This window comes from Roseateles sp. GW821-FHT02E12, assembly GCF_059421665.1.
The window spans coordinates 462,350-486,394 of the sequence record NZ_JBWKVK010000005.1 but is presented as its reverse complement, the minus strand read 5'-3'; the positions used below and the strand labels follow the sequence as shown (position 1 = coordinate 486,394).

21 protein-coding genes and 1 pseudogene are annotated in these 24,045 nt (G+C 68.4%); 9 read left to right on the top strand and 13 right to left on the bottom strand.

The genetic code is table 11. The annotated features are described in order from the left end of the window. Positions 1 to 64 precede the first annotated feature (64 nt). The 8 genes from AC07V5_RS29455 to AC07V5_RS29420 all read left to right on the top strand — a co-directional run bounded on the left by AC07V5_RS29455 (position 65) and on the right by AC07V5_RS29420 (position 10,829). Positions 65 to 2,680 carry a TonB-dependent receptor gene (locus tag AC07V5_RS29455; protein WP_495119168.1) on the top strand — a complete coding sequence of 872 codons (2,616 nt, stop codon included), beginning with the start codon at positions 65 to 67 and terminating at the stop codon, positions 2,678 to 2,680. A gap of 145 nt (positions 2,681 to 2,825) precedes the next feature. Further along, the gene (locus AC07V5_RS29450) at positions 2,826 to 5,324 is read left to right on the top strand and encodes a DUF1549 and DUF1553 domain-containing protein (protein ID WP_495119167.1); all 2,499 of its coding nucleotides are present in this window, start codon (positions 2,826 to 2,828) and stop codon (positions 5,322 to 5,324) included. Between the two features lie 10 nt (positions 5,325 to 5,334). After that, entirely contained in the window at positions 5,335 to 6,786 is a 1,452-nt protein-coding gene (locus AC07V5_RS29445) for a DUF1501 domain-containing protein (RefSeq protein WP_495119166.1), read from the top strand. A gap of 605 nt (positions 6,787 to 7,391) precedes the next feature. Beyond that, positions 7,392 to 7,769, top strand: a complete 378-nt coding sequence (locus AC07V5_RS29440; RefSeq protein WP_495119165.1) for a hypothetical protein — start codon at positions 7,392 to 7,394, stop codon at positions 7,767 to 7,769. After that, complete coding sequence (locus tag AC07V5_RS29435) at positions 7,766 to 8,149, top strand: hypothetical protein (RefSeq protein ID WP_495119164.1); 384 nt, start codon at positions 7,766 to 7,768, stop codon at positions 8,147 to 8,149. The genes AC07V5_RS29440 and AC07V5_RS29435 overlap by 4 nt, the downstream gene beginning before the upstream one ends. Positions 8,150 to 8,159: 10 nt before the next feature. Further along, positions 8,160 to 9,632, top strand: coding sequence for an SMP-30/gluconolactonase/LRE family protein (locus tag AC07V5_RS29430; RefSeq protein ID WP_495119163.1), 1,473 nt, complete (start codon positions 8,160 to 8,162; stop codon positions 9,630 to 9,632). 37 nt (positions 9,633 to 9,669) lie between these two features. Beyond that, the gene (locus tag AC07V5_RS29425; protein WP_495119162.1) at positions 9,670 to 10,140 is read left to right on the top strand and encodes a c-type cytochrome; all 471 of its coding nucleotides are present in this window, start codon (positions 9,670 to 9,672) and stop codon (positions 10,138 to 10,140) included. Further along, positions 10,140 to 10,829, top strand: coding sequence for a lectin (locus AC07V5_RS29420; RefSeq protein WP_495119161.1), 690 nt, complete (start codon positions 10,140 to 10,142; stop codon positions 10,827 to 10,829). The genes AC07V5_RS29425 and AC07V5_RS29420 overlap by 1 nt, the downstream gene beginning before the upstream one ends. A 9-nt stretch (positions 10,830 to 10,838) precedes the next feature. On the opposite strand, the gene AC07V5_RS29415 is transcribed toward AC07V5_RS29420, so the two are convergent. The 13 genes and pseudogenes from AC07V5_RS29415 to AC07V5_RS29355 all read right to left on the bottom strand — a co-directional run. Further along, the gene (locus AC07V5_RS29415; protein ID WP_495119160.1) at positions 10,839 to 12,725 is read right to left on the bottom strand and encodes an AAA family ATPase; all 1,887 of its coding nucleotides are present in this window, start codon (positions 12,723 to 12,725) and stop codon (positions 10,839 to 10,841) included. Positions 12,726 to 12,869: 144 nt separating this feature from the next. Then, positions 12,870 to 13,739: a sugar phosphate isomerase/epimerase family protein gene (locus AC07V5_RS29410; protein ID WP_495119159.1), complete on the bottom strand. Its 870-nt coding sequence runs from the start codon at positions 13,737 to 13,739 to the stop codon at positions 12,870 to 12,872. Positions 13,740 to 13,798: 59 nt separating this feature from the next. Beyond that, positions 13,799 to 14,131, bottom strand: coding sequence for a hypothetical protein (locus AC07V5_RS29405; protein ID WP_495119158.1), 333 nt, complete (start codon positions 14,129 to 14,131; stop codon positions 13,799 to 13,801). A gap of 125 nt (positions 14,132 to 14,256) precedes the next feature. Beyond that, on the bottom strand, positions 14,257 to 15,123 hold the full coding sequence (locus AC07V5_RS29400) for an ABC transporter permease (protein ID WP_495119157.1): 867 nt from the start codon (positions 15,121 to 15,123) through the stop codon (positions 14,257 to 14,259). Beyond that, positions 15,120 to 15,920, bottom strand: coding sequence for an ABC transporter ATP-binding protein (locus AC07V5_RS29395; RefSeq protein ID WP_495119156.1), 801 nt, complete (start codon positions 15,918 to 15,920; stop codon positions 15,120 to 15,122). The genes AC07V5_RS29400 and AC07V5_RS29395 overlap by 4 nt, the downstream gene beginning before the upstream one ends. Position 15,921: 1 nt before the next feature. Next, positions 15,922 to 16,929, bottom strand: coding sequence for an ABC transporter substrate-binding protein (locus AC07V5_RS29390; protein WP_495119155.1), 1,008 nt, complete (start codon positions 16,927 to 16,929; stop codon positions 15,922 to 15,924). Positions 16,930 to 16,931: 2 nt separating this feature from the next. Next, positions 16,932 to 17,801, bottom strand: coding sequence for a TauD/TfdA dioxygenase family protein (locus AC07V5_RS29385; RefSeq protein ID WP_495119154.1), 870 nt, complete (start codon positions 17,799 to 17,801; stop codon positions 16,932 to 16,934). A gap of 3 nt (positions 17,802 to 17,804) precedes the next feature. After that, positions 17,805 to 19,604, bottom strand: coding sequence for a family 2A encapsulin nanocompartment cargo protein cysteine desulfurase (locus AC07V5_RS29380; protein ID WP_495119153.1), 1,800 nt, complete (start codon positions 19,602 to 19,604; stop codon positions 17,805 to 17,807). Next, on the bottom strand, positions 19,579 to 20,502 hold the full coding sequence (locus AC07V5_RS29375; protein ID WP_495119152.1) for a family 2A encapsulin nanocompartment shell protein: 924 nt from the start codon (positions 20,500 to 20,502) through the stop codon (positions 19,579 to 19,581). The genes AC07V5_RS29380 and AC07V5_RS29375 overlap by 26 nt, the downstream gene beginning before the upstream one ends. 51 nt (positions 20,503 to 20,553) lie before the next feature. Continuing rightward, positions 20,554 to 21,486 (bottom strand): serine O-acetyltransferase EpsC, encoded by a 933-nt coding sequence (epsC, locus tag AC07V5_RS29370; protein WP_495119151.1) that lies wholly within the window; start codon positions 21,484 to 21,486, stop codon positions 20,554 to 20,556. After that, positions 21,486 to 21,956, bottom strand: a complete 471-nt coding sequence (locus tag AC07V5_RS29365; RefSeq protein WP_495119150.1) for a rhodanese-like domain-containing protein — start codon at positions 21,954 to 21,956, stop codon at positions 21,486 to 21,488. The genes epsC and AC07V5_RS29365 overlap by 1 nt, the downstream gene beginning before the upstream one ends. Before the next feature lie 99 nt (positions 21,957 to 22,055). Beyond that, positions 22,056 to 23,063 carry an isopenicillin N synthase family dioxygenase gene (locus AC07V5_RS29360; protein WP_495119149.1) on the bottom strand — a complete coding sequence of 336 codons (1,008 nt, stop codon included), beginning with the start codon at positions 23,061 to 23,063 and terminating at the stop codon, positions 22,056 to 22,058. Between the two features lie 197 nt (positions 23,064 to 23,260). Next, a pseudogene (locus tag AC07V5_RS29355) lies at positions 23,261 to 23,383 on the bottom strand (PLP-dependent transferase); the annotation flags it as partial. Positions 23,384 to 23,421: 38 nt separating this feature from the next. On the opposite strand from AC07V5_RS29355, the gene AC07V5_RS29350 reads away from it, so the two are divergent. Next, positions 23,422 to 24,027 (top strand): TetR/AcrR family transcriptional regulator, encoded by a 606-nt coding sequence (locus tag AC07V5_RS29350; RefSeq protein ID WP_495119148.1) that lies wholly within the window; start codon positions 23,422 to 23,424, stop codon positions 24,025 to 24,027. Positions 24,028 to 24,045 lie beyond the last annotated feature (18 nt).

Here is a 24,045-nt window from a genome sequence, read left to right as displayed (position 1 = left end):
CCCTGCGTATTGGGCACGCTCCCTGCAATTGGTGAGCAGCAAACCCTCCCGCTCACCTCATCCCATGAACCCAAAAAACGCTTTCCGTCTTCGTCCACTGACTGCCCTCATCGCCACGCTCGCTGCCGGCAGCGCATTCGCCCAGGACACCACGCCGCCCGCCCCTGAAACCCAGGAACTCGGCGCCGTCACCGTGCGCAGCCGCAACCGCATCGAGAAGCTGCAGGACGTGCCGCTGTCGATCTCCGTCATCCAGGGCGAGGAGCTCTCGCGCCTGGGCGCCACCGGCATCGAGGAAATCACCAAGCGCGCCGGCAACGTGTCTTGGAACCTGGGTAACCAGCGCACCAGCTCGCTGTCCATCCGCGGCATCGGCAAGGTCGGCCAGACCGAAGCGCAGGACCCGAGCGTCGGCGTCATCGTGGACGGCGTCTCCTATGCCTACAACGCGTTGACGTCGAGCTTCGACTTCATCGACATCGACACCATCGAAGTCTCGCGCGGCCCGCAGGGCACGCTGCTGGGCAAGAACACCAGCGTCGGCAACATCATCTTCAACACCAAGAAGCCGTCCTTCACGCCGACGGCCGACTACGGCATCACCTTCCAGCAGCGCCGCGGCCTGCAGGCCTGGGCTGCCGTGGGCGGCCCCATCGTCGACAACGTGCTGGCCTGGCGCGGCGCCTTCTCCGTGCAGCGGCAAGAAGGCGACATCCCCAACCAGTACAACCGCAACGTCACCTACACGAACAAGGACCGCGTCTCCGGCCGCGTGCAGTTCCTGTACCGCCCGAGCGACGACTTCAACGCCATTGCGCGCTTCGAGCTGCAGCCGCGCGCGGCCGAGACCACGAACGGCCGCAGCTTCAACTTCGCCAACACCCACACCTACCTCGACGGCACGGCCATCCCGGCTTCGACGACGTCGACCGAGGCCCGCCTGGCCCGCCGCTGGTTCAACCAGGTCAAGAGCTACACGCTGGACGACTACTACAACACCCTCAACAACGACGCCGCGCGCGGTCTCGTGACGGGCAGCAGCGGCGCCTCGCTAGAGGCCAACTGGAAGCTCGCCGGCGACCACACCCTGACCTCCATCACCGCCTTCAAAAACTACCACTTCAACGCCGTCAACGACGAGGGCACGCCCTTCGACATCGCGCGCAACTCCGGCGGCTACTGGAACGACTACAAGCAGACCAGCCAGGAGCTGCGCATCAGCTCGGCGGCCGGCGGCTTCGTGGACTACCAGGGCGGCCTCTACCTGATCCGCGTGAAGAACTCGGCCGAGTACGACCGCGCCTGGGGCAACGACGCCGGCGCCTGGTATGCCAGCGCGTCGCAGTACACGACGCTGGATACCGACGGCGCGGGTCGCTACCTGCTGGCCAACTCATTGGCCAACGTGAAGGCCGCAGTGAACTCCACGCCGGGGGCGCAGTTCATCGACAACCGCAGCGCAGCCGTCTTCGGCCAGGCCAACTGGCACCTCAGCGACAAGATCACGCTGACCACGGGCCTGCGCATCACCCGCGAAGACCGCCGCAACCTGACCTCGTCGGTGCTGCTGGACCCGGGCAGTGCGCCCGAGCTGAACCCGGTCGGCATCACGAACGTGGCGCTGGGCGGCTTCGCCAACGACGCCGCCGGCAACCTCACCGCCGCCAACAGCGCCACGCAGATCGCACTGGCCGATGCCACCGCCGCCAAGTATTTCAACGTCGCCACCTACGGCGCGCTGACCGCCGCGCAAAAGCGCCAGGTCGCCGCCGCCAAGGCCATCCGCCTGAGCCAGCTCGGCGTGCTGTTCAACCCCAAGTGGGTCGAACCCTACAAGGCCACGCAGCCGTCGTTCACCATCAGCCCGAGCTACAAGTTCACGAAGGACATCACGGGCTACGCCGCCTACCAGCACGGCGAGAAGGCGGGCATTGCCCAGGCCTACAACGGCGAGTCCTACCCGGTGAAGGCCGAGAAGACCGACAACTTCGAGCTGGGCTTCAAGTCGCTGCTGCTCAACAAGACGCTGGTGCTCAACGCCGATGTGTTCTTGACCAACATCAAGGACTACCAGCAGGCCGTGCGCGTCATCGACGTCTACACGACCAACCAGAACATCGCCAACGGCATCACGCCGTCGGGCGCCTACGCGTCGATCACGGGCAGCGCGCCCAAGGTCCAGGTGTCGGGCCTGGAGGTCGACGGCGTCTACAACGGCATCCGCGACGTCAGCCTGCGCTTCTCCGGCGCCTACAACAAGGCGATCTACAAGTCCTTCCCGAACGGCGCCTACCCGGTAGAGGAGGCCAACGTGGTCACCACCACCAACTACGCCAAGGACTACTCCGGCAAGACGCTGGCCGGCGCACCCAAGCTGACCTGGAACGTCGGCGGCGACTACCGCCTGCCGATCTGGGGCGACAAGCAGTTCCACGTCACCGGCAACCTGGCCTACTCGTCCAGCTACCTGTCCGACAACTCGCTGTCGATCTATTCCAAGATCCCGGCCAGCTACCGGGTGGACCTGGCCCTGGGTGTCGGCAAGATCAACAAGACCTTCGACATCAGCCTGCTGGCCAAGAACCTGTTCAACGACGACACGCCGCAGTCGCAGAGCTGGACGAGCTACTCGCCAGCCACGCCGCGCTCCATCGGCGTGCAGATCACCGGCAAGTTGTAAGCCCTGCTGTTGCTGGATCAACAGCCGCGCAACAGCGCTGTTGATCCGGCTCCAAAAAACACCGCCAAACAGGTGCCCGGCCACGCTTTTGGCTGGCGCGCTTATTGCGCTGACCACCTCAGTCCATTCCCATCGGGAGACCTCCGTGCCCCAACGCTCCAAGTTCAGGATCGCCCCCCTCGCCCTCGCGGCACTGCTCGCCAGCGTCGCCACACTCAGCCCCGCAGAGGACTACGCGCCTCCGGGCGGCTTCGTGAAGGGCAGCGAGCGCCCCTGGTCGTACACGCCGCTCAACACCAAGCTGGCCACGCCTGCCGTCAAGGCCAAGGCCTGGGTGCGTGAGCCGCTGGACGCCTTCGTGCTGGCCAAGCTCGAAGCCGTGGGCCTGACGCCCTCGGCCGAAGCCGACCGCCGCGCCTACATCCGCCGCGCCACCCTCGACACCTGGGGCATCCTGCCCACGCCCGAAGAGGTCAACGCCTTCGTCAACGACAAGTCGCCCAAGGCGCACGAGAAGCTCGTCGAGCGCCTGCTCGCCTCGCAGCGCTACGGCGAGCGCCAGGCACGCCGCTGGCTGGACCTCTCCCGCTACGCCGACAGCGACGGCTACAACACCGACGGCACCCGCCCCAACATCTGGCGCTACCGCGACTACGTCGTCAACGCCTTCAACGCCGACAAGCCCTTCGATCGCTTCGTCAAGGAACAGCTGGCCGGCGACGAACTCTGGCCCGAGAAGACCGAAGCGCTGATTGCCACCGGCTTCCTGCGCAACCTGCCGGACGAAATCAACGCCCGCGACCTGAACCTGAAGAAGCAGGAAGTCGCCAACGACCTGACCGACACCGTCTCCGCCGTCTTCCTGGGCACGACGCTGGGCTGCGCCCAGTGCCATGACCACAAGACCGAGAAGATCACGCAGCAGGAGTACTACCAGTTCCAGGCGTTCTTCTCGAACGCCAGCTGGAAGGACGACGTCTCCACGCTGACCGGCAAGGCCAAGACCGACTACGACACTCAGCTCGCCAAGTGGGAGGCTGCCACCAAGGACGTGCGCGAGAAGCGCGAAGCCCTGCTCAAGCCCACCATCGACAAGCTGGAGACTGACCGCCTGTCGGGCTTCGTGCCCGAGACGCGCGTGTCCATCACCAAGCCGGCCGCCGAGCGCAACGCCTACGACCGCTGGATCTACCACCGCAACCTCTGGACGATGCAGGGCCGCACCCGCAATGCCGAGAACCAGATGCGCACGCGGGACAAGGACAACTACGCCAAGTACCAGGCCCTGGGCGACGAGCTGAAGAAGTTCGACCACCTCAAGCCCAAGGACCCCGGCGCGATCTCGACCATGGTCGAGCTGGGCCCGGACTCGCCGCCGACCAAGGTGCTGTTCAAGGGCATCTACGACCGCCCGCTGCAGGAAGTGCAACCCGGCCTGCCAGCACTGCTGACCGACAACACGACGCTGGACATCAAGCCCACCGCGACGTCCTCCGGCCGCCGCACGGCGCTGGCCAACTGGCTGGTGAGCCCCGAGAACGGCCTGACGGCGCGCGTCTTCGTCAACCGCCAGTGGGCGCAGTTCTTCGGTCGCGGCATCGTCGACACGTCGGCCGACTTCGGCAAGACCGGCTCCAAGCCCACCCACCCCGAGCTGCTCGACAAGCTGGCCGCCGACTTCGTCAAGCAAGGCTGGAGCGTGAAGACGCTGCAAAAGCAGATCCTGCTGTCCAGCACCTACCGCCAGGCCAGCGCCAATCGCGACCCTGCCGAGGTCAAGAAGGACCCGGACAACAAGCTGCTGTGGGCCTTCCCGCGCCAGCGCCTGGAAGCCGAACAGCTGCGTGACTCGCTGCTGGCCGCTTCGGGCCTGCTTGAAGAGAAGCGCGGCGGCCCGTCGGTCTATCCGCCGATTCCCGTCAACTTCGACATAGGCGGCCAGCGCAACCGTTGGCAGACGTCCGAGGACCCGCGCGACCACAACCGCCGCAGCCTCTACGTCTTCGTGCTGCGCAACTCGCCCTACCCGCTGCTGGAAACCTTCGACTGGGCCAACCCGCAATCGCCGCACTTCCGCCGTGACGTGACGACGACGGCACCGCAGGCCCTGGCCCTGGTCAACAGCGACCTGGTGCTGGGCTGGAGCCAAGCCCTGGCCGGCCGCGTGATCCAGGAAGCGCCCACCGGCGAGTCCGCGCAGATCGACCGCGTCTACGAGATCCTGTTCGCCCGCAAGCCGAGTACCAAGGAGAAGGAAAAGCTCGTCGCCTTCCTGAACGCCCAGGAGGCGCTGCAGACGGCGCAGGCCGGCGAGGTCAAGAAGCCGCATCTGCCCGAAGGCTGGGGTGTCTCGCCCACGCTCGCCAAGCAGATCGACGGCTTCTACAAGGCCGCCTACAAGCGCGAGCCGGACCGCTACGAGCGCACTGCCTTCCTGTCCTACCTGGACCAGCAGGCCGCCAAGCGCAAGAAGGGCGACGGCGGCGATGACGCCGCGGACGACGGCGGCGCAGCCGCCCCCGCCACCACCGCTGCGGCCACGAGCGGCGCACCCACCAAGGGCGCCAGCAAGGCCCGCGCCGCCGCCTTCGTCGACCTGGTCCACACCCTGGTCAACACCAACGAATTCACCTACCGCTTCTAAGAGGTCCGCCATGAGCCATTCACACGACCATTCCCGTCGCCCCAATCGTCGGCATTTCCTCGGCACGGCTGCCGGTGCCGCCACCGCGGGTGCCTTCGGTTTCGGCAGCTTCGGCGGCTTGCAGTCCGCCGTCGCCGCCGAGCTGTTCGACCCGACGCAGCCGCGCCAGCCCCATCACCCGGCCAAGGCCAAGGCCGTCATCTGGCTGCACATGGCCGGCGCGCCCAGCACGCTGGACCTGTTCGACTACAAGCCCGAGCTCATCAAGCTGGCTGGCACGCCGCTGCCCGACAGCTTCGGCAAGGACCTGAAGACCGCCACCGACGGCGGCGTGGGCAACCTGTTCGCCAGCAAGCGCACGTGGAAGCAGCACGGCGAGCAAGGCGCGTGGGTCTCCGACCTGCTGCCCAACATCGCCAAGCAGGCCGACAGCATCGCGTTCCTGAAGGGCAGCAAGACCGAAGGCAGCACGCACGTCATCGCGTCGCTCAAGCTGCACACCGCCGGCCTGGTGCCGGGCCGCCCGGCCCTGGGCTCCTGGGTGCAGTACGGCCTGGGTTCGGCCAACCCCGACCTGCCCGCCTTCGTCGTGCTGCCCACCGGCGTGGGCGCTGCCGGCGGCGGCCGTGGTGCGGTCATCTGGAGCAGCGGCTTCCTGCCCGCCGCGCTGCAGGGCACGCCTTTCCGCAAGGGCGACTCGCCCATCCTGCATCTGGCCCGCCCGGACGGCATCACCGAGAAGGAGCAGCGCGCCCAACTCGACCTGCTGCGTGCCCTGAACGGCGAGCACGCCGACCGCTACCCCGGCGACACCGAGCTGATCGCCCGTGCCAAGAGCTACGACCTGGCCTACCGCATGCAGACCTCGGCCCCCGAGGCCGTGGACCTGAGCAAGGAAACCGCCGCCACCAAGGCCGCCTACGGCATCGGCACCAAGGAGACCGACGAGTACGGCACCTCGCTGCTGCGCGCCCGCCGCCTGGTGGAGCGCGGCGTGCGCTTCGTGCACGTGATCTCCGGTGCGCCGGACAACAGCGTGGATTCGTGGGATGCCCACAACAACCTGGAGCGCAACCACGCCGTGATGTGCAAGCAGGTCGACCAGCCGGTCGGCGCACTGCTGGCTGACCTGAAGGAGCGCGGCCTGCTGGAGACGACGCTGGTGGTCTGGGCCTCCGAGTTCGGTCGTACGCCGTATGGGCAGAGCGGCAATGGACGGGACCACAACCCCTGGGGCTACACGCAGTGGATCGCGGGTGGTGGCATCAAGCCTGGGACGTATGGCGGCACGGACGAGATCGGGCTGCGTGCAGAGACCGGCATCGTGGACACGTATGACCTGCAGGCCACGTTGCTACATCAGCTGGGGCTGAACCACAAGAAGCTGGTGTTTGCTCACCAAGGTCGGGCGGAGAAGGCAACCACCGTGTTCGGTGACGTCATCAAGGAGATCCTGGCTTGATGTGAAGGTTGCTCGTGCGGAGAGTGCGTCTGATCGCTGCATTGCCGGGAGTCCCGCCCGGCGGCGGGGTAACTTTCTTCTGCGGCGCCAGAAGAAAGTCACCAAAGAAGAGGCGCTGAACCGCACACCAGCACCACATGCACGAGCTGCGCCGTGCGACCGCCCTGATGACCTGCCCGCATGCGAACCGCTTCGCTCTCGCGTCTGACTTGTCACGAGCCGTTTGCATCGAACCCTTGGCCCGTCCGACGCGCGGCTGCACGCCGTGCTCACCAGAACAGCCCAATGCAGCGTCGCCCGAGCGACGCGGTATCCCCTGATGAGCCCGGCGTGCAGCCGGCGTTAACCGGCGTGAAGGGGCAATGGATGGTGCCGGTCACAGGGACAGCAGCGAGAGCGAAGCGGGTCGCGTCTTGGCGCAACGCCGCTGTGGCTTTGCCCCCTGCACACGGCACTTGGTGCTCGTGTGCGGTTCAGCGCCTCTTCTTTGGTGACTTTCTTCTGGCGCCGCAGAAGAAAGTTACACGCCCGCCGGGGCGGAATCCCGGCAATGCAACGAGCAGACAACGCTCTCCGCTAAAGCAAGCAACAAACGAACAACCCGAATGCGCTCCCGTTTCACACTCGCCGCAGCTCTCCCGTTGCTCATCGCAGGCTCCGTCCTCGCCGCCCAAGGCCTGACCGCCGACGACATGCGCGAAGCCGAGGAGACGCTGCACAACCTCGACTCGCGCATCAGCCTGCAGGACAAGAAAGCCCTGGACGACGCCAAGGAACTGGCTCGCTATTTCCAGCGGGTCGAAAGCCACTTCAGCGCCAAGGCCGATGCCACCCGCGGCGTGGACTTTTCGCGCAAATCCCAGGCCCATGCCAAAGCCATCGTCGAAGCCGTCGAGGCCGACAACTACGACGCCGCGATGGATGCCCTGAGCGACCTGACCCGCAGCTGCAAGACCTGCCACGAGGTCTACAAGAAGAAATGAAACGCCTGATCCTGCTGGCCTTCATGGCCCTCTGCGTCGTACCGCTGACCCAGGCCGCCTCGCGCCTGGAGCTAGGCATCTGGATGCGCGCCATCGACGCCAAGACCGTCAGCGTGCAGAAGCACCTCGCCGCCGGCCGCAAGGACGAAGCCGTGGCCGATGCGCAGGCGCTGCGGAAGCTCTACGCCGACATGGCCGTGTACTTCGAGCGCGACTACCCCGCCGCCGATGCCGTGGGCTTCTCGCGCGACGGCGAAAAGCTGGCCGCGGCCATCCCGGGCCACGTGGCGCAAGGCGACCTCGCCGCCGCCGCCCAGTCGGCCCGCGCCATTGCCCTGGCCTGCAACGACTGCCACGACCCCTACAAGCCCCTCCCCTGACGAGATCGCCATGACGCTCATGAAACAGACCATCGCCTTGTCCGTCGCGCTCGCCTTCGCCACTGCATCCGGCTTGGCCCAAGCCGCCCTCAAGCCCGGCGATGCCGCGCCCGACTTCAAGGCCAGCGCGGCCCTGGCCGGCAAGACGGTGGACGTGCAGCTGAAGACTGCGCTGGCCAAGGGGCCGGTCGTCGTCTACTTCTACCCCGCCGCCTTCACCGGCGGCTGCAACCTGCAGGCCCACGCGTTCGCCGAGAACCTGGCCCGCTTCACCGCAGCCGGCGCCACCGTCATCGGTATATCGGGCGACAGCCTGGAGCGCCTGCGCGAGTTCTCTACCGACCCCGAGACCTGCGCCGGCAAGTTGACCGTGGCCTCCGACGCCGATGGCCTGGTGGCCCGCGGCTTCGACATCGCCACCACCGCCACGCCCCCCGGCCGCAAGACGACCAAGGGCCAGGACATCACCCACGCCCGCGCCGAGCGCACCAGCTTCGTCGTCGGCCGTGACGGCCGCGTCGTCGCCACCGTCGGCGGCCTGGCCCCCGAGGCCAACGTGGACGCGGCGCTCGCCGCCGTGCAGGCGCTAGCCCCCGCCCCCGCGCGCACCGGCGCCATCCCGGGCGTGGTGGCCGATGGCACACCCATCGTCATCCTGGGCGACGGCTTCAAGGGCACCGAAGGGCCGCTCGCCCTGCCCGACGGCAGCTTCGTCTTCACCGAGACGCAGGACGCGCGCATCACCCGCATCGCCACTGACGGCCACCTCAGCACCCACCTGCGCGACACCAACGGCGCCAACGGCCTGGGCCTGAACCCGGCGGGCGAGATCGTGGCCGTGCAGGTGAACGACACGCGCGTGGGCACGCTGGGCACGGCGGCCAAGACCCTGGCCAGCGGCTGGGGTGGCAAGCCCTTCGGCCGGCCCAACGACCTCGTCGTGGCACGCGATGGCAGCGTCTATTTCACCGACTCCGGCCGCAACGCAAACCAGGCTGGCGCCGCCCCGGGCGAGGTGGCACCGCCGGCCGTGTACCGAGTCAAGCCCGGGCTGCTGGAGCGGCTGGCGGCGGACATCACGCGGCCCAACGGCATCCAGCTGAGCCCCGACGAGAAGACGCTGTACGTCGCGAACACGGCCGGTGAGCATGTGCTGGCCTACGAGATCCTGGCCGACGGCAACCTGGGCCCACGCCGCGACTTCGCCAAGCTGGCGGGCTGGCGCGTCGACGCCCCCAACGGCCCCAGCAGCGGTGCCGACGGCCTGGCCGTGGACGCGCAGGGCCGGCTCTACGTCGCCACCAGCGCGGGCATCGAGGTGTTCGATGCGGCCGGCCGTGCGCAGGGCGTCATCTCGCTGCCGAAGCAGCCGCAGAACCTCGCCTTTGCCGGCAAGGACAAGAAGCAGCTCTTCGTCGTCGGCCGTGGCGCCGCCTACCGCATCGACACGCTGGCCCAGGGCTACACGGGCCGCGCCAAGTAACGCTCAAGAACCCCCTCCCCTCCACCACGAGAACTCGATGAAAACCACCCTCACCGTGCTGGCCGCCACGCTGCTGGCAGCCACAGTCGTCACCGCCGCCCAGGCCCAGCAGGCCCCCAAGCCCGAACAGCTCATCAAGTGGCGCCAGTCGGCCTACCAGGTCATCGGCTGGAACGCCGGCCGCGTGAAAGCCAATGTCGATGGCAACTACAACAAGGACGAGGTCATCCGCGCGGCCAACACCATCGCCGCGCTGGCCAACACCGGTTTGCCCTCGCTGTTTGCCGCCGGCACCGAGACCGGCAAGGGCTGGAAGGACACGACCGTGAAGGCCACGCTGTTCAGCGACGCCTCCGGCGCCGCCGCCGCGCAGGCCGCTTTCGGCAAGGAAGCCAACGAACTGGCCCGCATCGCTCAGGGCGGTGACGTGGCCGCCGTCAAGGCTCAGCTCGCCGCCCTGCAGAAGACCTGCAAGGCCTGCCACGACGACTACCGGAACACGAACTGATGAAGACCGCCCTCTCCTTTGCGGCCCTGCTGGTCGCGACCGCCGCCGCGCAAGCCCAGACGGCCCCGGCCGCTCCAACGGCCGCCGCCAGCGCCCCGCCGCCTCCGCCCTTCACCTTCTTCGTCACCAGCGTGGGTGGCGGCAACGGCGCCAACTACGGCGGCCTGGCCGGTGCCGACGCGCACTGCCAGAAGCTCGCCGAGTCCGTGGCCAACCCCTACAAGACCTGGCGCGCCTACCTCAGCACGCAAGGCGCCAACGCCGTCAACGCGCGTGACCGCATCGGCAAGGGCCCGTGGACCAACGTGCGCGGCCAGCCGGTGGCGCGCGACGTGGCCCACCTGCACGGCGACACGCTGGAGCTGGCCCAGCTCGGCAGCAACCTGACGCGCAACACCGCGCTGACGGAAAAAGGCCAGCGCCCCAACGCCGCCGGCGACACGCCCAACGAGCACGACATCCTGACCGGCTCCACGCCGGACGGCCGAGCTTTCCCGGAGGGTGCGGACAAGACCTGCAAAAACTACACGAGCGGCGCCGAGGACGGCTCCGTGCAGCTGGGCCACTTCGACCGCACCGGTGGCGGCAACGCGTCCTGGAACTCCGCCCACGGCAGCCGCGGCTGCAGCCAGCCCAAGCTGGTCAGCACGGGTGGCGCGGCGCTACTGTACTGCTTCGCGGCGAACTGAAGCGAGCGCTCAGCCTGCAGCCTCGCCCGACAGCACGCGCCTGAGCGGCGCGCCGCTGACGGTCTCCTGGCCGAGCAGCAGCTCGGCCAGTGTGCCCAGGCGGTCCCGCTTTTCTTCCAGCACGCGGCGGCATTCGGCCTGCGCGCTTTCCAGCAGCGCCCTCGCTTCGTCGAGCAGCGACTTCTGCACATCGGGCCCGATCAGCTCGCGCGGCACGCCGGCCATGCTGAGCAGACCGAAGGTCTTGCCGAAGCCCATGGAGCCGACCATGGACGTGGCCAGCTCGGATGCGCGCTTGAGGTCGTCGGTGGCGCCGGACGAGGCATTGCCGAAGGCGATCAGCTCGGCCTCGCGCCCGGCCAGCATCATGGCCAGGCGGGAGCGCAGCTCGCGCTCGCCGTACAGCGGCTCCTCGTGGTTGCGCGCCACATAGGTCACGCCGAGCGCCGGGCCGCGCGGCTCGATGCTGACGCGCTCGACGCTGCCGGCCTCCAGCACATGCGCCACCAGCGCGTGGCCGGACTCGTGGAAGGCGATGCGACGCAGCGTCTCGGGCGTGATGATGTCCTTGGTGTTCGTCACCTCGCCACCGAGCTGATGGGTTTCCAGCGACTGGTAGACGCGCTCCTGGCTGACCTCGGCTTCACCGGCTTCGGCCGCGTAGGCGGCGGCGCGGTTCACGCAGTTGGCGATGTCGGCCGGCGACATGCCCACCGACGTGCGGGCGATGGACGCGATGTCCATGCCGGCGGCTGCCTTGACCTTGCCGAGGTAGAGCCCGAACAGCTGGCCGCGCTCCGGCGCCGTGGGCAGTGAGGTGCGCACCGACAGGTCGAAGCGACCCGGGCGGCGCATGGCCTCGTCGACGTTGTCGACATGGTTGGTGGCGCCGATGACCACGACGTTCTCCAGGGACGAGAAGCCGTCCATCTCCACCAGCAGGCGGTTGATGATGCGGTTCTGCTCCTGCTCGCCGCCGCCGGGCGCGTCCTTGCCACTGCTGCGCCGGCCGATGCCGTCGATCTCGTCGATGAAGATGATGCAAGGCGCCGCCTCGCGGGCCGTCTTGAACAACTCCTTCACCTTGCCGATGCCGGCGCCGTAGAACATGGAGCTGAAGTAGGAGCCATCCACGCTGATGAAGCTGGCGCCGCACTCGCCGGCCAGGGCCTTGGCGAGCAGGGTCTTGCCGGTGCCGGGCGGGCCGTCCAGCAACACGCCTCGCGGGGCCTGGGCGCCCACGGCGGCGTACTGCCCGGGGTCCTTCATGAAGGCCGTCACGCGCTTCAGCGCCTTCTTGGCCTCGTCGGCCCCGATGACGTCGTCGAAACGGACTTTGGGTTTCTCGGCCAGGCGGGTGCGCTGGCCCAGCGCGCCGCGCAGATGGAAATACACCAGCACGCCGGCCACCAGCAGCAGGGCCAGCAGCGGGGCGAGCACGCTCAAGGCTTTGTCCACCACCTGGCTCAGGCGCTGGCCGGTCGTGCGTGCGTCCACGTCGATGTGCGTCAGTGCAAAGCCCTGGGCCAGGCTCAGCTCACCCAAGCGCGAGCCGATCTCGTTCTTGCAGCTGACGCCGCAGTCGATGAGCCGGGTGCTGTACTGCTGACCGGCACGGTCGGTGTAGAGCACGAGATAGCCGTCGACGCCCACGGCCGCCACCTCGCGGGCCTGCACGGCACGTTCGAACTCCGAGGCCTCGCGTGGGCGCGCCAGCCACTGCTCGGGGGCGCGCTCGAAGGCCAGCGCCGTCGCGTTCTTGCGGGCCTGAAGCTCGGTGGCCGTGCGCTTCTGAAGCAGGGACAGCCCCCAGAGGGCGAGCAGCACGATGACGGCGACGGCAGCGACGATGAGTTTCTGGCGGAGTCCGGGCTTGGGATTGCTGGCGCTGTCCATGGTGATACGGCGGCTTGGGTAAATCTGAGGGCGAGCGCAGACTACCCAGCCCGACACCCGGCCGCGCGTGCGTTATCGAGTCTTGGCCGTGCGGTTGCAACTGCGCGCTGCAACAGCGGTAACAAGCGCCAAAAACTGCGCGAGCTACAGCGTCAGGCTGCGCACATAGCGCAGGCTGGTCTCGATGCTCGCCATGGGTGCCGCCGGCTCGTCATGCTCGACGAAGAAATGCCGCACGGCGCGGCTGGCCGGGTCCGCCAGCAGGGCGGCGAAGTCAACGACGCCGGGGCCGACTTCGGTCATCAGCTTGCCGGCCTCGTCCATCCGCAGGCTGAGCACGTCCTGGCCGTCAAGCCGTGGCAAGGCCTTGAGCTGCTTGAGATGAAGCATCGGGAAGCGCCCCGGGTGCGCCCGCAGCAGCTTCAGTGGATCCTGCCGCGCGGCTGCGGCCCAGCAGACGTCCAGCTCCATCTGCACCAGGGCGGCATCGCAGTCTTCGAGCAGCAGGTCGTAGGGCCGCCGCCCCTGGATCGTGGCGAACTCGAAGTGGTGGTTGTGATAACAGAACTGCAGGCCGGCGCGGCGGCACAGCTCGCCGGCGCGGTTGAAGGCCTGGGCCCTGCGCTTCCAGCCGTCCATGTCGCGCCACTGCTCTTGCGGGAGCCACGCGAGAACGAGGTACCGGTGCCCAATGGTGCGAGCCTCGTCGATGACGCGCTCCGCCTCCGGCCCGAACAGGCGGTCGCCCACGTGGGCGGAGGGAGCAGCCAGCCCCAGGCCATCGAGCAGGGTACGAATCGCTGCCGGTGACTCATCAAAGTAGCCCGCGAACTCCACTTCGCGATAGCCCAGCGCGGCGATGCGCGCCAGCGTGCCGCGGAAGTCCCGCTTCAGCTCATCGCGGACCGTGTAGAGCTGCACCCCCGGGTTGGCGATGCGCGGCCCCGCGCCGGCCCAGGCCGGTTGGGCACAACCTGCTGCAAGCAGGCCTTTCAGAATCTGGCGTCTGTCCATGCACGGTCTCCGGCCCGGAAAGGACCGGGCGACACAAGGCGTGCATCCTAGGGCTGGCGCTAGCGCGTTACCGGCAGGCTCGCGTGCGTGCGCCAGCACTCGATCAGTTGCCGAGCCAGCACCGGCAGTTCGCCGCGCCCCACCCGCTTGGCGAAGCCGAAGCGCTCGCCGGCATAGATGCGGTCGTAGGCCAGGCGCGACACATGCGCCGGCCAGCCCTGGGCGGCCATCAACGCCGAAAAGCGCTCCAACTGCCGCAGTTCGGCCCGCACCGGCCGTTCACGGCTGGGAACGTGTTCCTCCATGACCACGCGGCCCAAACCCTGCTCGCAACGGATGCGGCGCGGGCCGAAGCTGGGCAGCGGGAGCGGGCGGCGGTGGCGGGATGTCATGCCCGCAAAGATAGGACCGGCGCCGATTCGCCCGCGCTGAAAAGCACCGCTTCCGCCGGCTTCGCTGCGCCGGCATCGACAAAGCCGACCTGGGCGTGGGTTAGGTCACGCTCGGTGGAGCAGCCTCAGCGCTGCACGCCCCAGCGCCTCACCGTCAGCCGCTCGACGGTGTCGAACACGAAGCGTTCGACCAGCCAGCCGATCAGCACGACGGTGGCCAGGCCGGCAAAGACGCGATCGGTCAGCAACTCGTTGCGGCTCTGGAAGATGTACCAGCCCAGGCCACCGCGGCCCGACGACGCACCGAAGAACAGCTCCGCCGCGATCAGCGTGCGCCAGGCAAAGGCCCAGCCGATGCGCAGGCCCGACAGGATGGCCGGCATCGCCGACGGCACAAGGATCTGCAGCACGTAGCGCATGCCACGCAGGCCGTAGTTGCGGCCGGCCATGCGCAGCGTCTCGGGCACGCCCTGGAAGCCGGACAGCGTGCTCAGCGCCAGCGGCCACAGCACGGCATGCACGAGGACGAAGACAAGGCTGCCCTCGCCGAGGCCGAACCACAGCAGCGCCAGCGGCAGCAAGGCGATGGCCGGCAGCGGGTTGAAGAGGGAGGTCAGCGTGACCAGCACGTCACGCCCCGGCCGCGTTGCGACAGCGAGGGCCGACAGCGTCAGCGCGAGCACGACGCCGAGCACATAGCCCTTCAGCAGCAGTGACAGCGACGCGGCAGTGCGCATGAGCAGCTCGCCATTGCGCAGGTCCTCCCACCAGGCCTGGGCGGCTTGCAGGAAGCCGGGTAGCAGCAAGTCATTGCCGGCAAGGCGCGCGGCGGCTTCCCAGGCGGCGGCGATGAGCACCAGCACGACGATCTGGCGGATGCCGTCGCGTTGCCACAGGCGCTGGGTGACGCTCAAAGGCACGTCGATGGCGGGCGCCGGCAGCGGCGGCAGCTCGCGCTCGAACTCGGGGCGATGCGGATGAACGTAACTCATTGGTCAAAGAGCAGGCGATGGATGCGCTGTTGCTGCGCCTGGAAGGCGACGCTGCCGACGCTGGCAATGTCGAAGCCGTCCGCGTTCAGTTCCGCACGCACGCGGCCCGGGTGGGGCGACAGCAGCAGGATGCGGTTGCCGACGAGCAGCGCCTCCTCGATGGAGTGCGTGACGAAGAGCAGCGTGAAGCCCAGCTCGCCCCACAGCCGCAACAGCTCCTCCTGCAGGCCGCGGCGCGTCAGTGCGTCGAGCGCGGCAAACGGCTCGTCCATCAGCAAAACGCGCGGGCGCATGGCGAGTGCCCGGGCGATGGCCGCGCGCTGCTTCATGCCGCCGCTGAGCTGGTGAGGAAAGGCGTCGGCAAAGCGGGACAGGCCCACCGTCTTCAAGGCCTGGGCGGCGCGCTCACGGGCTTCCTCCTTGCCGCATTGGCGGGAGGCGATGAGGCCGAAGGCGACGTTGTCGAGCACTCGCTTCCAGGGTGGCAGCTGGTCGAACTCCTGAAAGACGACGACGCGGTCGGGGCCGGGTTCGGTGACCGGCCGGCCTTGCAGCAGGATCTCGCCAGAGCGCGGGGCAATGAAGCCGGCCACGACCTTCAGCAGCGAACTCTTGCCGCAGCCCGAGGCGCCGAGCAGGACGAAGCGGTCGCCTTGCTGCACGTCGAACGAGACCTCGTGCGTGGCGCGGATGGTGCGCTGCTCGCTGCGGTATTCCAGCGTCAGGTCACGCACCTGCAGCAGCGGCGCCGCCACGGCCGCGACCGCCTGCTGTTCCTGCAGGGCCGTGGCGGCCATGTCAGCTGCCACCGTTCAGATGGGCGTCGTCGAAGAAGTAGTCCTTCACCGAGGCCGGCTTGTTCTTGATGGCGCCAACGCGATGCATGAAGTCAGCCAGCGCGAAGGTGTTCTCGGGCGTCAGCTTGAACTCCACCTCGGGGTTCTTGATGATCTTCAGCAGCAGCGCACGGTCGACCTTGCTCTTGTTGGTGCGCAGGTAGATGTCCGCCGCCTTCTCGGGGTCGGCCTTGACCAGCTTGGCCGCCTCGGTCAGCGCATCCGTGAACGCCTTGTAGGTCTTCGGGTTGTCCTTGCGGAACTTCTCGGTGGCGTACAGCACGGTGGCCGACGCCGGGCCGCCCAGCACGTCGTAGCTCTTCAGCACGATGTGGGCTTGCGGGTTGCCGGCCAGCACCTGATCCTGGAAAGGCGGGTTGCCGAAGTGGGCGTTGATCTCGGTGCCGCCCTTGATCAGCGCCGCCGTCGCCTCAGGGTGAGGCAGCGCCACCTGCAGCTTGTCGAGCTTGTTGAACTGGGCGTCGCCCCAGAGCTTGGCGGAGGCCAGTTGCAGGATGCGCGACTGCACGGACACGCCGGTGGCGGGCGTGGCGATGCGGTCCTTGTCGCCGAAGTCGGCGATGGTCTTCACCGCCGGGTTGGTGCTCACGAGGTAGTAGGGGAAGTTGCCCAGCGACGCCACGCCGCGCACGTTCTGCTTGCCGTTGGTGCGGTCCCAGATCGTCAGCAGCGGGCCGACGCCCGCGCCGGCGATGTCGATGCCGCCGGACAGCAGCGCCTCGTTGACCGCCGCGCCGCCGGAGAGCTCCACGAACTCGACCTGCACCTCGGGCAGGCCCTGGGCCTTGCCGTGCTTCTGGATCAGCCCCTGGTCCTTGGCCACGTCGAGCAGCAGGTAGACGATGCCGAACTGCTCGGCGATGCGGATACGGCCTTCGGCCTGGGCGGCCAGTGGCAAGGCGATGAGGGCGGTGAGCGCGAAGCGATGCAGGGTCTTGGACAGGGTCATGTTCAGAAAGGCTTGTCGCCCTCGATGGTGGTGCGGTGAAGGCGGCGGCGCATCTGCGGCGGGCAGCCGGCGGCCAGGTGGGTGACGGAGCGGTTGTCCCAGAACACCATGTCGTGGGGCTGCCATTGGTGGCGGTACTGCAGTTCGGGGCGCGTGCCGTAAGCGAACAGCTCGGCCAGCAGCACGCGGCTCTCTTCCTCAGACACGCCGACGATGCGGGTCGTGAAGTGCTCGCTGACGAAGAGGCCCAGGCGCCCCGTCTCCGGGTGGGTGCGGACGACCGGCTGCACGACGGGCTTGACCTGCGCCACCTGCTCATCGCTGAGCTTGGGCCGCCACGGGCTGCGCTCGCGCAGCTCCTCGTACTTGGCGAGGTAGGAGTGCTCGGCTTTCAGGTGGCGCACGCGGGCCTGCAGTTCCGGCGGCATCGCCTCCCAGGCCGCATGCTGGTCGGCAAACAGCGTGTCGCCGCCCTCTTCCGGCAGCTCCTGCGCCAGCAGCATGGAGCCGAGGCTGGGCGTTTCCTTGTACGACAGGTCCGAATGCCAGAAGTGGCCCGCATCGCCGAGGCCGACCGGCTGGTCGTTCTCGACGATGTTGGACACGATCAGGATCTCGGGGTGGCCCTTCAGGTGGAACTGGTGCAGCACATGGATCTGCAGCGCGCCGAAGCGGCGACTGAAGTCGATCTGCTGCGCCGGGCTGATGCGCTGGTCGCGGAAGACGAGCACATGGTGGTCCAGGTGCGCCCGGTGGATGCGGCGGAAGTCCGCCTCGTCCAACGGTTGGCTCAGATCCAGCCCCACCACTTCGGCTGCGAAGCTGCCGGGCAGCGGGCGGATGTCGACTCGAGTCAGCGCATCAGTGTTCATCGTTCAGGCCCTCGCCAACCGGCGCACGACCGACACGAAATGGTCGATCTCGTCGCAGGTGTTGTAGAACGCGAATGATGGCCTCACGGTGGCTTCCACGCCAAAGCGGCGCAGGATGGGCTGGGCGCAGTGATGGCCGGAACGCACCGCGATGCCCTCCTCCGCCAGCGCCTTGCCCACCGCCGCCGTCTCGTGACCGGCCAGCACAAAGCTCAGCACGCTGGCTTTGTCCACCGCAGTGCCGATGAGCCGCACGCCCGGGATGGGGCGGATGGCTTCAGTCGCGTAGGCCAGCAGGTCGTGCTCGTAGCGGGCGATGTGGTGCAGGCCTACGCGCGAGACGTAGTCCAGCGCGGCGCCCAACCCGGCGGCGTCGGCGATGTTGCCCGTGCCGGCCTCGAATTTCGCCGGTGCCGGTTGGAACACCGTGCGATCGAAGGTCACGTCGGCAATCATGTTGCCGCCCCCCTGCCAGGGCGGGATGGCGTCCAACACCTCTTTGCGGCCGACGACCGCACCGATGCCGGTGGGGCCGAAGATCTTGTGGCCGCTGAAGATGAAGAAGTCGCAACCGATGGCCTGCACGTCCACGGCAAGGTGAGACACCGACTGCGCACCGTCCACCAGCGTCGTCACACCTTGCCGCTGCGCGATGCCGACCAGCTCCTGCACCGGCACCACCGTGCCGAGGGCATTGCTGACCTGCGTCACGGCGAGCAGCTTGGCGCGCGGGCTCTGGATGAGCTTCTGCGCTTCGCTCAGGATGACCTGGCCGGTGTCGTCCACCGGGATCACGCGCAGATGCGCGCCCTTGCGGGCGGCGAGCTGCTGCCAGGGCACGATGTTGGCGTGGTGCTCCAGGTGCGAGACGACGATCTCGTCGCCCGCGCCGACGTTCTGCTCACCCCAGGTGTTGGCCACGAGGTTGATGGCCTCGGTGGCGCCGCGCACGAAGATGACTTCATCGGCCGAGCGCGCATTGACGAACTTGGCAACGGTCTTGCGGGCGCCTTCGTAGGCGTCCGTCGCGCGTGCCGCCAGCGTGTGGGCGGCGCGGTGGATGTTGCTGTTCTCGTGCTCGTAGAAGTAGCTCAGCCGGTCGATGACGGCCTTGGGCTTCTGCGTCGTGGCGGCGTTGTCGAACCAGACGAGCTGCCTGCCGTTGACGCGCTCCTGCAGGATGGGGAAGTCGCGCCGGATGGCGTTGACGTCGAAGGGCACGCGCTGGCCTTGCAGCTGGTGCTTGTTCGGCAGCTCGCCCGCGTGATGGCCATGGGCGCCGGGGTGGCGCTGCAGGTCCAACACGTAGAGCGAAGGCTGCTGCGACGACACGCTCGAAGGCTCGACAAAGTAGTAGCCCGAAGGCACGGCCTCGCGCTGCGGTGGCGTGATCTGCTGCGGCACGCCAAGCAGCTGGCTGCCGGCGCGGCCGTCGATGCCGGGCACGCTGGTCAGCAGCACGTCGGGCACGCCGTTGCCGGCCTGCGCGTGAGGCGCTCGCGCGGGCGATGGGCGCAACAGTGCGGCGACGTGATCCGGGCCGGTGGGCGCGAGGTTGAGGCCGGGCGCAGCCGCGCCGAAGCCGCCGAACTGCGTGGTGGTGGACTGGGGCAGCGGGCCGCTCGGCAGGCCGGGCGGCAGCGGGTTGGCGGGGACGTTCAGGCCGCCGGCGGACTGCACCGGTTGGGCAGAAGGCAGCGACCCTGCATTCAAGCTGCCGAACAACTCATTCGCCAGCCGACCCAGCGCTGCAACGTCGAAAGGGCTCTCGACCACGTCAGCGGTAGGTGTCAGGGTACTCATGGTACTTGCCCACTTCCACGTCTTCGAGCACGGCCAGCGCGTCGTCGCTGTGCACCGCCAGCGAGCAATACAGGCTGATCAGGTAGGAGGCAATCGCGTTGCGGTTGATGCCCATGAAGCGCACCGACAGGCCCGGGCCCTGTTCACCCGGCAGGCCGGGTTGATACAGGCCGACCACGCCCTGGCGCTTGTCGCCCACGCGCAGCAGGATGATGCTGGTCTTGCCGTCGTTGACGGGCACCTTGTCGCTGGGGATCAGCGGGATGCCGCGCCAGGTCAGGAACTGGCTGCCGAACAGGCTGATGGTGGGCGGCGGCACACCGCGGCGGGTGCACTCGCGGCCAAAGGCGGCGATGCCCAGCGGGTGGGTCAGGAAGAAGGCGGGTTCTTTCCAGACCTTGCCGAGCAGGTCGTCCAGGTCATCGGGCGTGGGCGCGCCGGTGAGGGTGGACAGGCGCTGCGAGTCCGCGACGTTGGCCAGCAGGCCGTAGTCGGGGTTGTTGATCAGCTCGGACTCCTGGCGCTCCTTGATCGTCTCGATGACGATGCGCAGCTGCTCCTTGATCTGGTCGTGCGGGCTGCTGTAGAGGTCGGACACGCGGGTGTGCACGTCCAGCACGGTCGCGACCGCGTTCAGGAAGTACTCGTGAGGTGCGGCGTCGTAGTCGGCGAAGGTGACGGGCAGTTCGGCCTCGTCGCGCTTGGCGCAGGCGACCTTGACGGCCTCGGGGTCGGCCACCTTGTTGAGGCGGTAGATGCCGGCCTCGACCGGGATCCACTGCAGCAGATGCGTCAGCCAGCGCGGCGTGATGGTGGAGAGCTGCGGGACTGTTTTTGTCGCATTCGCAAGCTGTCGCGCGGCGGTGTCGCTCAGCGCGAGTTGGGGAGTGTCAGCCATGGGGAAAAGGGCTCCTGGGGGCGGTGGTGGGGGTGATTCGGGTGGAAAGAGTCAGGCGCTCAGCGGCTGGAAGGCTGAGTTCGGATCGGCTTGCGAGGCCGCTTGGGAGATGCGGCTTTCCGGTGGCAGGCTGCGGGTCAGCCAGACGTTGCCGCCGATGACGGAGCCGCGGCCGATGGTGATGCGGCCCAGCACGGTGGCGCCGGCGTAGATGACGACGTCGTCCTCCACGATGGGGTGCCGCGGCTGGCCCTTGTGGGCGTGGCCGGCCTCGTCGGTGGGGATGCTCTTGGCGCCCAGCGTGACGTTCTGATAGATGCGCACACGCCGGCCCAACACGGCGGTTTCGCCGATGACGACACCGGTGCCGTGGTCGATGAAGCAACCCGCGCCGATCGTCGCGCCGGGGTGGATGTCGATGCCGGTCTGCGCGTGCGACAGCTCGGCCACCACGCGGGCGATCAGCGGCAGGCCAAGGACGTACAGCTCATGCGCCAACCGGTGGCTGATCAGCGCGTGCAAGCCGGGGTAGCAGAGCAGCACCTCGTCGACGCTGCGCGCGGCCGGGTCGCCCTGGAAGGCGGCGATGACGTCGCTGTCCAGCAGCTCGCGCACGGCAGGCAGGCGGCGAGCGAAGGCGGCCACGCGATCGGCCGCCTCGCTCTCGGGCGGCGCGTCGACGCTGCGCAGCCGCGCGTCGTGGCCCAGCTCCAGCGCCACCTGCTGGCGCAGCCGCGACAGCGCCGCGCCCAGCGTGTGGCCGACGTAGTAGTCCTCGCCCTCGGGCTGCAGATCGGGCGGCCCCAGGCGCATCGGGAACAGCGCGCCGGCCAGCTGCTGCACGACAACGGCCAGCAGCTCCCGCGACGGCAGCTCGCGGCCACCGGCGTCCCAGCGACGGTGCTCCTCGCGCCAGCGGCGGCGTGCGCCACGCAGGGCGCTGACGATGCCGGACAGCTCGTCGACCGGGTCGGCGGCGCCCATCAGTCCTGCACCCAAGGCAGGCTGTGGAAGCGCCAGCCATTGAAGTGGCCGCGCTGCTGGTGGTCGTCGCTGTCGCCTTCAAAGCCTTCCTGGACATTGAAGACGTTGGCCAGCCCGGCCTTGGCCGCGGCTTCGGCAGCCAAGGCCGAGCGCTTGCCGCTGCGGCACAGCAGCAGCACCGGCAGCTCGTTGCCGGACTTGGCGCCAACCTTGGCGTCCAGCTCCTTGGCGAAGCGCGGGTTGCGGTTCAGCGACGTGCCGGTGGCCCAGGCCAAGTGCAGGCTGCCCGGCACATGGCCGACGAAATGGCGCTCCTCGGCGCTGCGCACGTCGACAAGGACGGCGCGGCCGGCCTGGACCAGGGCCCATGCATCGCGCGGTGAGACGCTGCCCGCGAACGGCAGTGCGGCGGTCTGGGCGGCCTCGCGGGCGCTGGCCAGGACTTCGGGTTCATCAACAACGGTGCTCATGTCGGCTCTCATGCGAAAACCGAGCAAGGCTAGGACTCAGGGCATTTTCAGCAAACGAAGCAAAACGCGAACGGTTATGCGGATTGCGAGCAAGAAGCTTCAGGGCAGCACGGCGCTACCCAGATCCGGGAAGACCTTGCCCACCTTGCGCAGCAGGTAGTCGCCATAAGTGCCGCTGAACTCGTGCACGCTGGCGCCATCCCAGCGGGTGGCGCGGTCGTCCGCTGCGGCGGGCAAGCCCTCGATAGGCGCGGGCGTCGAGAAGAAGTTGGGGTCGAAGAACAGCGGTACCGACAGCCGGTCGCGGCCCGAGGTGTTGAGGCGCACGCGGTGCGGCGTGGAGCGATACAGGCCGCGCGTCATGCGGTCCAGCATGTCGCCCAGGTTGCACACGAATGTCCCGGCCAGCGGCGGTGCGTCGACCCAGCCCTCGGGCGTGTGCACCTCCAGGCCACCGACGTCGTCTTGATAGAGCAACGTCAGCAGGCCGTAGTCGGTGTGCTCGCCCACGCCCCAGCCGGCGCCGTCAGGTGCCGGGCGGCTGGGGTAGTTGAAGAGGCGCAGCAGCAGCAACGGATCGCGCGTGTAGCGCCGCTCGAAGTAGTCGGCTGGCTGGCCCAGGCTCAGCGCGATGCCGCGTAGCACGGTCGCGCAGACGGCGGCGCCGGCGTCCAGATAGGCCAGCACGGTCTCGCGCAGCCCTGGCGTGTCGGGCCACAGGCTAGGGCCGTGCAGCGGCGTGCCGGCCTGCACCAGCGGGTGGCCGGCCGGCAGCTCGCTGCCGAGGTAGAGCCCTTCCTTCCAGTCCGGCCGGCCCGACGTGAGCTCGCCACCGGCGCCGAAGTAGCCGCGCCAGGCCCGCCCGCCCGCGCTCATCGGCCAGCGCAGCTTGAGGCTTTCGGGCTGCGCGAAGAAGGCGCGCGACAACGCGTCCAGCCGCGCGGTGAGCTCGCCGGGCAGGCCATGGCCGGTCACGTAGAAGAAGCCATGGGCCACGCAGGCACGGCGGATTTCGTCGACGCAGTGCTGAAGTGCGCGTGCATCGGTCTGCGGTTGGCGCAGCGGCGCGATGTCGATGACGGGCAGGCAAGGCGTGGAAGAAGGCATGGCGTGCATCGTCGCGCGACTCAGCCGCGCACAAGAAAAAACCCTTCGGCCGGCGGGCGCCCGAAGGGTTGAAGTCCACCCATGCGGGAGGAGGAGACAAACAAATCAGGCCTGACGATAAGGCCTGCCGGGCGGCAGAACCAATCAAGTTTGCGACTGAACCCATGACGAAATGCCATGAGGAGCAGTCGCGGCGCTCAAACAGCCGCCAGCGCGGGGTCCAGATCCGCTCGCGGATCGTCGATGTGCTCGATGCCGACCGAAAGCCGCACCGTGTCTTCACCCACACCAGCCTTGTCCAGCTCGGCCGGCGACAGGCGTGCCACAAACTTCACGACACCTGCGCCAAGAATTAAGTATGATGAACGTCATGCGAAATTCAACGCCCAACGCCAGAGCCGCTGCCAAGGAAGCCTCACACGAGCGCATCGTGTCCGCCGCGGCGCGGGCCATTCGCCGCAGCGGCTACGACGGCACGGGCGTCGCAGACATCATGAAGGAGGCGGGCCTGACCCACGGCGCCTTCTACGCCCACTTCGCCTCCCGCGAGGCCATGCTGGCGGAAGCAGCCGGCCTCGCCTGCGCGCAGTCAGCCGCCGCCGCGGCCGACGTCGTGGCCCACACGCCGCCTGAGCGGACCCTGGAGACCATGCTCGGCGCCTACCTCTCCCAGGCCCACCTAGGCCAGGTGGAGCTGGGATGCCCACTGGCGGCGCTGGGCTCGGAGACTTCGCGGCAGGCCCCTGAAGTGCGCCGCGTGACCACCCGTCACATCAAGGCGATGGTGGACTTGATTGCACGCCAGTCACCCGGCTGGGGGCAGCCGGCGGCGCACGAGCATGCACTGATGACCCTGGCCACCATGGTCGGCACCCTGATGCTGGCACGCGCCGTTGACGAGCCCGCGCTGTCAGACAGCCTGCTCGACGCGGCGCTGAAGCGCCTGACCCCCGCCCATCCCTGAACTTCACCGATGGAAGTC

Excerpts from the sequence above, each read along its gene's own strand:
- AC07V5_RS29455 (WP_495119168.1), top strand. The coding sequence starts at position 65 with ATGAACCCAAAAAACGCTTTCCGTCTTCGTCCACTGACTGCCCTCATC.
- AC07V5_RS29445 (WP_495119166.1), top strand. The coding sequence starts at position 5,335 with ATGAGCCATTCACACGACCATTCCCGTCGCCCCAATCGTCGGCATTTC.
- AC07V5_RS29440 (WP_495119165.1), top strand. The coding sequence starts at position 7,392 with ATGCGCTCCCGTTTCACACTCGCCGCAGCTCTCCCGTTGCTCATCGCA.
- AC07V5_RS29435 (WP_495119164.1), top strand. The coding sequence starts at position 7,766 with ATGAAACGCCTGATCCTGCTGGCCTTCATGGCCCTCTGCGTCGTACCG.
- AC07V5_RS29430 (WP_495119163.1), top strand. The coding sequence starts at position 8,160 with ATGACGCTCATGAAACAGACCATCGCCTTGTCCGTCGCGCTCGCCTTC.
- AC07V5_RS29425 (WP_495119162.1), top strand. The coding sequence starts at position 9,670 with ATGAAAACCACCCTCACCGTGCTGGCCGCCACGCTGCTGGCAGCCACA.
- AC07V5_RS29420 (WP_495119161.1), top strand. The coding sequence starts at position 10,140 with ATGAAGACCGCCCTCTCCTTTGCGGCCCTGCTGGTCGCGACCGCCGCC.
- AC07V5_RS29415 (WP_495119160.1), bottom strand. The coding sequence starts at position 12,725 with ATGGACAGCGCCAGCAATCCCAAGCCCGGACTCCGCCAGAAACTCATC.
- AC07V5_RS29410 (WP_495119159.1), bottom strand. The coding sequence starts at position 13,739 with ATGGACAGACGCCAGATTCTGAAAGGCCTGCTTGCAGCAGGTTGTGCC.
- AC07V5_RS29405 (WP_495119158.1), bottom strand. The coding sequence starts at position 14,131 with ATGACATCCCGCCACCGCCGCCCGCTCCCGCTGCCCAGCTTCGGCCCG.
- AC07V5_RS29400 (WP_495119157.1), bottom strand. The coding sequence starts at position 15,123 with ATGAGTTACGTTCATCCGCATCGCCCCGAGTTCGAGCGCGAGCTGCCG.
- AC07V5_RS29395 (WP_495119156.1), bottom strand. The coding sequence starts at position 15,920 with ATGGCCGCCACGGCCCTGCAGGAACAGCAGGCGGTCGCGGCCGTGGCG.
- AC07V5_RS29390 (WP_495119155.1), bottom strand. The coding sequence starts at position 16,929 with ATGACCCTGTCCAAGACCCTGCATCGCTTCGCGCTCACCGCCCTCATC.
- AC07V5_RS29385 (WP_495119154.1), bottom strand. The coding sequence starts at position 17,801 with ATGAACACTGATGCGCTGACTCGAGTCGACATCCGCCCGCTGCCCGGC.
- AC07V5_RS29380 (WP_495119153.1), bottom strand. The coding sequence starts at position 19,604 with ATGAGTACCCTGACACCTACCGCTGACGTGGTCGAGAGCCCTTTCGAC.
- AC07V5_RS29375 (WP_495119152.1), bottom strand. The coding sequence starts at position 20,502 with ATGGCTGACACTCCCCAACTCGCGCTGAGCGACACCGCCGCGCGACAG.
- epsC (WP_495119151.1), bottom strand. The coding sequence starts at position 21,486 with ATGGGCGCCGCCGACCCGGTCGACGAGCTGTCCGGCATCGTCAGCGCC.
- AC07V5_RS29365 (WP_495119150.1), bottom strand. The coding sequence starts at position 21,956 with ATGAGCACCGTTGTTGATGAACCCGAAGTCCTGGCCAGCGCCCGCGAG.
- AC07V5_RS29360 (WP_495119149.1), bottom strand. The coding sequence starts at position 23,063 with ATGCCTTCTTCCACGCCTTGCCTGCCCGTCATCGACATCGCGCCGCTG.
- AC07V5_RS29350 (WP_495119148.1), top strand. The coding sequence starts at position 23,422 with ATGATGAACGTCATGCGAAATTCAACGCCCAACGCCAGAGCCGCTGCC.